This is a genomic window from Nodosilinea sp. LEGE 07088 (assembly GCF_015207395.1).
In the GTDB taxonomy this organism is placed as follows: domain Bacteria; phylum Cyanobacteriota; class Cyanobacteriia; order Phormidesmidales; family Phormidesmidaceae; genus Nodosilinea.
On record NZ_JADEWX010000363.1, the window covers coordinates 1 to 1,647 of the forward strand.

The 1,647-nt window shown below is 53.0% G+C and carries 1 protein-coding gene; it reads left to right on the forward strand.

Going from position 1 to position 1,647, the window contains the following annotated elements:
• Positions 1-272 precede the first annotated feature (272 nt).
• Entirely contained in the window at positions 273-1,643 is a 1,371-nt protein-coding gene (locus IQ254_RS30995; RefSeq protein ID WP_193969977.1) for an IS110 family transposase, read from the forward strand.
• The last annotated feature ends 4 nt before the right edge of the window (positions 1,644-1,647 follow it).

The window sequence follows — 1,647 nt, forward strand, 5'->3', positions numbered from 1 at the left end:
TTGAGCCCTTCACGAACAGCGACGCTGTTCGATAAACCTGAAAGAAACCCTATAACCAGGCTCTCTCACGTTTAGGGCTTATAGACTGCTGAGGTGCTCTGACAGCTAAAACCGATTAGTCACTGGTGCGTGCGTGCCTGTACTTGAGCCTGGTTCTGGGACAAAGCGAATAGACCATTGGTGAAGGGGTTTCCCTATCCCGTTTAGGAGAATGATTGAAGCCGCTACTCCCAGGCAGAGCATGTTCTCAGTCTTGTAGGCGGAGGTGTTCTATGGTGTCATCGAGTCAGTCCGAAGCTCAGTTCCAAACCATTCACCCGAATGCAGCGGGGATTGATATTGGAGCCGATAGACATTGGGTCAGTGTGCCCCCTGGACGAGACCAGGAGTGCATTCGCAGTTTTGGCTGCTTTACGCCCGAGTTAAATGCGTTAGCGGATTGGTTGAAGCAGTGCGGGATTGAAACCGTGGCGATGGAATCGACAGGGGTCTACTGGATTCCGCTCTTTCAAATTCTAGAAACTCGAGGGTTTGAGGTTCATCTCGTGAATGCCCATCACGTCAAAACAGTGCCAGGGCGTAAAAGTGATGTGTTGGACTGTCAATGGTTACAACGATTACATAGCTACGGGTTACTGGCCGGGTCATTTCGACCGAATGACCAGGTGTGTCAACTGCGCAGTTATATTCGGTACCGGGACACCTTAGTCACAAGTGCCAGCACCCACGTCCTTCGGATGCAGAAGGCGTTAACCGAAATGAACGTGCAACTGCACCGAGTCATTAGCGATATTACGGGCAGCACCGGGATGCGGATTCTGCGGGCGATAGTCGCAGGCGAGCGCAATCCTGAGGCACTAGCCGCCATGCGTGATACCCGGATTAAAGCCTCTCAATCCGAGATCGCCGCCGCGTTGACCGGCGATTATCGGACTGAACAGGTGTTTATTTTGCAGCAAGAGCTGCACCTTTATGACACCTATCAGCGACAAATCAAAGCCTGCGATGTCGAAATCGAGCGGCTGCTAAATGACTTCACAGACCAAGTGGATATGGATGCGAGTCCTCCGCCCAAGTCCACACAGCGGCGCACCAAAAAGCCCGGTAGTAATACGCCAGAGTTTGATCTCCACACGCATCTGTATCGCATGAGTGGTGTCGACTTTACCCAAGTTCCAGGATTAGGGACCCTGAACGTTCTCATCATTCTGTCCGAGGTCGGGCTCGATTCCTCTCGGTTTCCTTCCGCCAAGCACTTTACCTCTTGGTTAGGATTGTGCCCGGGTAATCGCATCACCGGGGGCAAGGTCAAAAGCTCGAAAACGCGACCTGTGGCCAATCGGGCCGCTCATGCTTTCCGCATGGCAGCTCAGGCCGTCTCGCGCAGTCAATCCGCAGTAGGGGCGTTTTATCGTCGCATGAAATCTCGGTTAGGGGGACCCAAAGCAATCACGGCAACGGCCCACAAGCTAGCTCGGATTTTCTATCAGTTGTGGGCTCGGAAACAGGCCTATGTTGACCCTAGCCTTGAGGTTTATGAGCAACAGTACAAGGCACGGACGCTAAAGCACCTTCAGAGGAAGGCTCAAGCTTTAGGCTTTGAACTCGTGCCTCAGCCCGCTGCCCATGCGGATGTTTCTTAGGAGA

What these genes read in the sequence shown, in the direction of transcription:
- IQ254_RS30995 (WP_193969977.1), top strand. Translation starts at nt 273, where the DNA reads ATGGTGTCATCGAGTCAGTCCGAAGCTCAGTTCCAAACCATTCACCCG.